Here is a 6,000-nt window from a genome sequence, read left to right as displayed (position 1 = left end):
GATTGGTCGTGAGCGCTGATGCCACAGAATGAGCGGATCAGCCTCGCGCAGTTTGCGAGGCTTCCCGTAGTTGTTGCTGCGACTTCAGTCGCCGGTGGGGGGCCAGGCCGCGAACTTTCTATTCAGGCCGGCCACACCGAACTCGTGTTCGCACGAACCCCTGCAGGCCGAAGGATCCATAGCCCGTCCTGCACGTCCGCCGGAGGACACACTCCCGGGCGCCTTCGCGTGGTGCATCATCCCGAATCTGGAGGAAGACTCTCGACGCGTTTCCCGGCTGACGTGCTGGACTGGCCACAGATCCTTCGGCCTGCAGCGTTTTGCGCGGAAACGGGTTGCGGCGTGGCCGGCCTCAGGATGACGTCACGGGGGATCGGCGTGAACGCAAACTCTCCGGCGGATTCGGTTCTGCACAGACGAGCGAAGGCCCGCCCTCCAGACGTCGGAGGGCGGGCCTTCGTTCACCTACCGCGTCGTGCGTCAGCCGTTGGGCTTCGGCGCGGCGGCGGGGGTGCAGCAGCCCATGTGCTCGCAGCAGTCCGCGCACTCCGCGGCGGTGCAGGCGCCGTTCGCGGAGCAGGCGGGCGCGGTGCCGCCGTGCATCTGCGCGTGCATGGCGGCCATCCCGGCGGAGTCGTGGTGCATCGCCGCCATGTCGTGGCCCGCCGCCGCAGCGGAGCCGTGGTGCATCGCGGCCATGTCGTGGCCGGCCATGGCGCCGTGGTGGGCGGCGTGGAGGCTGTCCAGGCTGGCACGCTGCCGCGCCGTCAGCACGGCGTCCGATTGCTGCTGCGACGCGTTCATCGCCGCCATCATCTCGCCGTGCATGGCGGCGTGCGTCTGCGCGTTGGGCCCGCCCGCGGCGCGCACCCGCTGGCAGTGCGCGCGCATGGTGGCCGCGAGCCCGGAATCGATCGCCGTCAGGCGCGCCACCTGCTCGGCGGACAGGCCGAGCTCCTGCCTGTGCATCAGCGCGGCGTGCGCGCCGGGGTGCATCTCCATCGCCATCGCCCCGTGGTCCTGCGCGGCGGCGGGCGCAGCGAGGGCCACGATCAGCGCGCATGCGCCGAGGATCGTTCTCATCGTTCCATCTCCCGAAAGTCGTTTCGACGAAGCCCGCGGGCGAAGGTGCCCGCGGGTGGCTCAGGGCTTCGTCAGGTTCGCGGGGGGTGGAAGACGGAGATGGCGATCAGCCGGTCGCGCACGCCGTCCGCGGGGGGATAGCCGGCATCTGGCGCGAGCGCCGACGCGGGGGCGGAGACGATGGCGGGGAGATGCGCGGCGCCCAGGCAGCTGCCGCCGTTCATCGCCAGCAGCGGGCACTCCGGCGTCTCCCCGCCACGCGGCGCGCGATGCCGCTCCGGCCCCGGCGGCGCAGGCTGGTGATGCATCGCGTGGTGCATCCCCATCGCGTGCATTCCCGCACCCGGCGCGGAGGGGCGCGCGCACGCGGCTGCCCACCCCGCCGTCGTCCACGAGACGAGCAGGGCGACGGCGGCCAGCAGGCGGGCGGCGGCGGAAACGCGCATCTTCATGGATCGAAAGCTATGCTGACTCCGCGTGCGGGCAAGCGGGGGAACCCGTACCTCGATCCATCCTCCCGCTGTTGCGCGCGCGGATCCGCGGGACGAAACAGCGCCGCCGCATCACCCGGGGGCGATGCGGCGGCGCTGGTGCAGCGTGCTGCGGTGCTTACGACGACTGCCCGCCGGTCAGCTCCAGCGCCCACGCGGGCGGCGTGAGCTGGCGGTCGGCGTGGGCGCGCAGGAACATCTGCACCACGTCACGCCGGGCCTCCTCGCGCTGCTCCAGCGGAATCGACCAGAGCAGCAGGTCCACGATCGCCTGGGCGTCGGCGGTGGGCAGCGCCGTGTCGGGCGCGTCGGCGATTCCCTCGCGCAGCTCGCGGACGTACCACTTCTTCCACAGCCGCGCGTTGCGCTCGTACGGAACCGAGCCGTCGACGAACTTCTTCGTGGCGCCCACCTTCACACCGGCGGCCTTGGCCACCTTCCGCAGCGAAGTCTTGGCTACCGACCGTCGTGCATGCTCGCGGATGCGATCGATGGACGGATCGGGAGCGCGCTCAGCCACTGGCATCCTCCTCCTTGGGTCTAAAGGGAACGTGGAGCGGCAGCGCGCTCGTGTTACTATGTGTACTTGGAACGGAATGCGCTTACAGATTAGCGGCCGGTATTGTAGGACGCAAGACACATCTGCAACGCCGATGCACAGATTTACGTCGTATACACCCCGGTACTCTCCCGAAACGTGTGCCACCGGTGGCGTGATGAGTTCGCTCGGACCGCTCCAGCGTGTAAAAAGTGTGCACCGCCCAACACCTTCACACGCAGAACATACGTACGAAACGGCCACGAAACGGGCGCGCCTCACCCACGCTGCGATCCGCGGCGCCAGCGCTCCTCACCGGCGCCTGAAGCTGCAGCAACAACGACGGGAAGCCTCGCAAACCGCGCGAGGGTGATCTGCTCGATACGTGCATCGGCGCCCACGACTTTCATCTTCACTGCACGCGCAGCGGGGGGACGACTCAGCCGGCCGTGATTCGGCGCAAGGATGCGCATCATCCGCGGCCACTCGTCGCGATCGACGCTCGGAATCCATCTCGATCGCCGTCGCCTGCATTCCGGCGGCGGTTCGTTTTCGCGCCCGCCATCCGGCGGAGGACATCAAGGCGGGTTGACATCTCTCCCGATCATCATCAAATTGATTTGACGTATATCGAATCAGTTCGACAGGAATGGATGAAAATGGATACGCAGGCGATTCCGGGCGAGTTCCTGGAAGTGTTCAAAGCGTTGGCCGATCCCAACCGCCTGAAGATCGTGGGCCTGCTCGCGCAAAAGCCGTATTCGGTCGAGGAGCTGGCGGCGAACCTGGGGCTCGGCGCGTCGACGGTTTCGCATCACCTGTCGCGGCTGTCGCGCGCGGGGCTCACGTCGGCGCGGGCCGAGGGGTACAACAACATGTACTCGCTGCAGCTGGACGCGCTGCAGGCCATCGCCCGGCGGATGCTGAGCCGCGACGAGCTGACCACGCTGGCGCGCGATGTGGACCTGGACTCGTTCGACCGGAAGGTGCTGGCCACCTTCACCGAGGCCGACGGCAGCATCCGCAGCTTTCCGGTGCAGGAGAAGAAGTTCCTCGTCCTCATGCGCCACGTGCTGCAGGCCTTCGAGCCCGGGCGGCGGTACGGCGAGAAGGAGATGAACGAGATCCTGCTGCGCTTCAACCCCGACACCGCGCGGCTGCGGCGCTCGCTGGTGATGTTCGGGATGATGCAGCGCGAGGGCGGCGGCGGCGACTACTGGCGCACGGAGGAGACGGAATGATGACGCAGAGCCGCGCGGAGCTGAAGCGGAGATTCAAGGAGGAGGGGCGGCCGATGGGCATCTTCGCCGTCCGCAACCTGTCGACCGGGAAGATGCTCGTCGGCGCCGCGCAGAACCTGCCCGGCGCGCTGAACTCGCAGCGCTTTCAGCTGCGCATGGGCGGCCACCGCAACCGCGCGCTGCAGGCAGACTGGAACGCGCTGGGCGAGGACGGCTTCGCCTTCGAGGTGCTGGACGAGCTGGAGCGCGACGCGGGCAGGGACGCGGCGGAGGAGCTGGCCGTGCTGGAGAGGATGTGGCTGGACCGGCTGCAGCCCTGGGGCGAGCGCGGCTACAACCCCGAGCCGAAGGGCCGCACCTGGATGTCGCTGTTCCCGGCGATGTGATCGCCCCGCCGGGGAACTCGAGTGCGGGGCGCGGAAGGCGAATGAATTCGCGGCAGCAACAGCACGAAGTCGCTGCGCGACTGCCGTCCGGCATCCGCGCGGTGTGGCAGAAGCGGGTGGGACGAAATGCGATTTTCCAAGGCGTCCGAAAGATCGACATCGATCGAAAATCGGACGGCGGATCGGGGCGCGGGAGGGCGGGTGGGGAGGCGGACAGCCGCGTCCCTGCTCGCTTTTCGCGTTTGGGCCGTTCAGGCACGGAGCTTGTCATGGGGATGCACCGCGGGCTGCGCCGTACGCCGGCACGCCCGGGTTCAACTTCTCCCTGTCCGCTCCGCGTCATCCCATGCCTGCCGCAACTCTGGAACTCACCAAGTTCAGGTCGCCGCTCCGGCGCGTGCCCGAGCCGCTGCATTATCTGCCCCTTTCGCACGCCGCCGCGGCACCCGCGGCCGTGCCCGCGCCGTCCCGGCCGGCAGCGGCATTGGCGCTGGCCCCGGCCACTCTGCCGGCGCAGCCCGCGGCGCGGCGCGCGCGGATGTGGACCGACGTCGTCGGCTATTCCGCCGCCGCCGTGATCGCCGGGTGCGTGGCGGTGCAGCTGGTGCCCTGGCTGGCGTCGCCCGCGGCGGCGGCCAGCGCGGCCGTGTTCGTGGTCGCCGCCACCGTGGCCTGCGCGGGAACGGTGGCGTGGCGCTACGTGGCCACGCTGCGCTCCGACGCGGCGCGGCTGCGCGGCGAGCTGGACGCCGCCCGCGAGGCCGAGCGCTGGCACCGCGCCGTGGTGAACGACGTGGCGCAGGCGGTGCTCGTGGCCTCGCCCGAGGGGCGGCTGCTGGAGACCAACCAGGCCGCCTGGGCGCTGCTGGGCCGCAGCCGCGAGGAGCTGGCCGGCCGCCGCGTGTGGGACCTGCTCCCGCTGGACGAGCGCGTCGTGGCGCTCCGCCGCGGCGAGGGGGTGAACACGCACGGCGGCGGCCTGCGCCGGCTGCTGCGCCCCGACGGCTCCGTCGTGCTCGCCGACGTCAGCTGGTCCACGCTGGACGACGGGCGGCTGATCTACCTGGCGCGGCAGTTCAAATAGAAGAAGTGCGGAAGTGCGATGGAGGAAGAGCGAGAGGGATTCGCATCTTCCTCCTTCGATTTTTCATCTCCCGATTCTCCCCGATCGCATTACCCCCGAAAACTCGCGCGCGGGTCCATCGAATCGGATGGGACGCGGACGCCACGGTGCAACGGGACGTGTCGCCCCGATGGTACAGGGTGGCGCACCGGCAGAGGACGGCCGGGGCGTAAGAATCCAGCAACCACGCGCGTTTCACCATAGTGCAACTCCGGCACGGCCGATGCCGTAGTAGGGACGTGGGCGCAGCCGGAATGGGCGCCCGGAAAGGAGGCAGCGCGATGGAACTGGCTCGTCGGTTCATGGAGGAGTACCCCACGGGGTTCGCGGCGTACACGGCGCTGCAGTGCGCGCTGATGCGGCGATACATGGCGCGCGGCGGCACGCAGGAGGAGTTCTGCACCCGCCTGGCACCCGCGTTCCACCGGCGGTACGCTCCCATGCTCCTGGATCGCTGAGGAGCATGGATGGCAGACGAAGCCGCCCGGCGACCAGATCGCCGGGCGGCTTCGTTTTGCTTCGGATCGGGCATCCTGCCCGGAACCTCGTCACCCGGCCATCGACCCCACGGCCACGGCGGCGCCGAACATCATCGCGAAGAACGCCATGATCCCCAGGACCACCACGAACACCACCGCGCCGGCCAGGAGCGCGGTCAGCACCGCCTTGCCGGTGTCGAAGTCCAGCGCCTGCCGGATCGCGATCACCGCGGCCACCAGCGTCCAGAAGAAGAGCGCGAAGCGCACCAGCCCGCCCACGAACGGGATGATCCCCAGGATCCCCAGCACGCCCGGCGACTGCGCGAACCCCAGCGTGCGCAGCATCTCGCCCATGTCGGCCGTGCCGCCGAAGACCTTGGTGCCGATGATGTACGTGAGCCCCGCCCACAGCAGCCACCCGATGAACGCGCCGACCAGCGAGCCCACGATGCCGCTGCCGCCGTGCCCGATGCTCCCGATGGCGCCGCAGACCGCCACGATGGCCACCACCGCGGCGGCCTGCCCGGTCGCGTTGCGGTCCGCCTCGACCTCTTCGTAGACGCTCGGGTCCAGCATGGCCGCGCCGATCATGCGCTCGACCAGCGTGCGGGTGCGCGGAATGCCTCCAGCGGGATATTCCATCGTCTTGCTCCTGTGCG

8 protein-coding genes are annotated in these 6,000 nt (G+C 69.6%); 4 read left to right on the top strand and 4 right to left on the bottom strand.

Annotated features, from left to right (window positions below; all coding sequences use genetic code 11):
* Window positions 1-480: 480 nt before the first annotated feature.
* The 3 genes from VLK66_RS15020 to VLK66_RS15010 all read right to left on the bottom strand — a co-directional run bounded on the left by VLK66_RS15020 (window position 481) and on the right by VLK66_RS15010 (window position 2,094).
* Window positions 481-1,083 carry a hypothetical protein gene (locus VLK66_RS15020; RefSeq protein WP_325310256.1) on the bottom strand — a complete coding sequence of 201 codons (603 nt, stop codon included), beginning with the start codon at window positions 1,081-1,083 and terminating at the stop codon, window positions 481-483.
* Between the two features lie 71 nt (window positions 1,084-1,154).
* Complete coding sequence (locus tag VLK66_RS15015) at window positions 1,155-1,535, bottom strand: hypothetical protein (RefSeq protein WP_325310255.1); 381 nt, start codon at window positions 1,533-1,535, stop codon at window positions 1,155-1,157.
* Window positions 1,536-1,692: 157 nt separating this feature from the next.
* Window positions 1,693-2,094, bottom strand: coding sequence for a hypothetical protein (locus tag VLK66_RS15010; RefSeq protein WP_325310254.1), 402 nt, complete (start codon window positions 2,092-2,094; stop codon window positions 1,693-1,695).
* 671 nt (window positions 2,095-2,765) lie between these two features.
* On the opposite strand from VLK66_RS15010, the gene VLK66_RS15005 reads away from it, so the two are divergent.
* From VLK66_RS15005 to VLK66_RS14990, 4 genes are all read left to right on the top strand, one after another.
* Complete coding sequence (locus tag VLK66_RS15005) at window positions 2,766-3,353, top strand: metalloregulator ArsR/SmtB family transcription factor (protein WP_325310253.1); 588 nt, start codon at window positions 2,766-2,768, stop codon at window positions 3,351-3,353.
* Window positions 3,350-3,739 carry a GIY-YIG nuclease family protein gene (locus VLK66_RS15000; RefSeq protein WP_325310252.1) on the top strand — a complete coding sequence of 130 codons (390 nt, stop codon included), beginning with the start codon at window positions 3,350-3,352 and terminating at the stop codon, window positions 3,737-3,739. The genes VLK66_RS15005 and VLK66_RS15000 overlap by 4 nt, the downstream gene beginning before the upstream one ends.
* A gap of 484 nt (window positions 3,740-4,223) precedes the next feature.
* Window positions 4,224-4,823, top strand: coding sequence for a PAS domain S-box protein (locus tag VLK66_RS14995; RefSeq protein WP_325310251.1), 600 nt, complete (start codon window positions 4,224-4,226; stop codon window positions 4,821-4,823).
* 320 nt (window positions 4,824-5,143) lie between these two features.
* On the top strand, window positions 5,144-5,320 hold the full coding sequence (locus VLK66_RS14990) for a hypothetical protein (protein WP_325310250.1): 177 nt from the start codon (window positions 5,144-5,146) through the stop codon (window positions 5,318-5,320).
* 90 nt (window positions 5,321-5,410) lie between these two features.
* Here VLK66_RS14990 and VLK66_RS14985 read toward each other — a convergent pair whose 3' ends face one another.
* Window positions 5,411-5,983, bottom strand: a complete 573-nt coding sequence (locus VLK66_RS14985; protein ID WP_325310249.1) for a YIP1 family protein — start codon at window positions 5,981-5,983, stop codon at window positions 5,411-5,413.
* Window positions 5,984-6,000 lie beyond the last annotated feature (17 nt).

This window comes from Longimicrobium sp. (assembly GCF_035474595.1).
In the GTDB taxonomy this organism is placed as follows: Bacteria; Gemmatimonadota; Gemmatimonadetes; order Longimicrobiales; family Longimicrobiaceae; genus Longimicrobium.
Note: the sequence above shows the minus strand (reverse complement) of the source record. Positions and strands in the feature narration are given on the sequence as shown.

Bases quoted from the DNA above. Each gene is read 5' to 3' on its own strand.
- VLK66_RS15020 (WP_325310256.1), bottom strand. From the start codon at position 1,083: ATGAGAACGATCCTCGGCGCATGCGCGCTGATCGTGGCCCTCGCTGCG.
- VLK66_RS15015 (WP_325310255.1), bottom strand. From the start codon at position 1,535: ATGAAGATGCGCGTTTCCGCCGCCGCCCGCCTGCTGGCCGCCGTCGCC.
- VLK66_RS15005 (WP_325310253.1), top strand. From the start codon at position 2,766: ATGAAAATGGATACGCAGGCGATTCCGGGCGAGTTCCTGGAAGTGTTC.
- VLK66_RS15000 (WP_325310252.1), top strand. From the start codon at position 3,350: ATGATGACGCAGAGCCGCGCGGAGCTGAAGCGGAGATTCAAGGAGGAG.
- VLK66_RS14990 (WP_325310250.1), top strand. From the start codon at position 5,144: ATGGAACTGGCTCGTCGGTTCATGGAGGAGTACCCCACGGGGTTCGCG.
- VLK66_RS14985 (WP_325310249.1), bottom strand. From the start codon at position 5,983: ATGGAATATCCCGCTGGAGGCATTCCGCGCACCCGCACGCTGGTCGAG.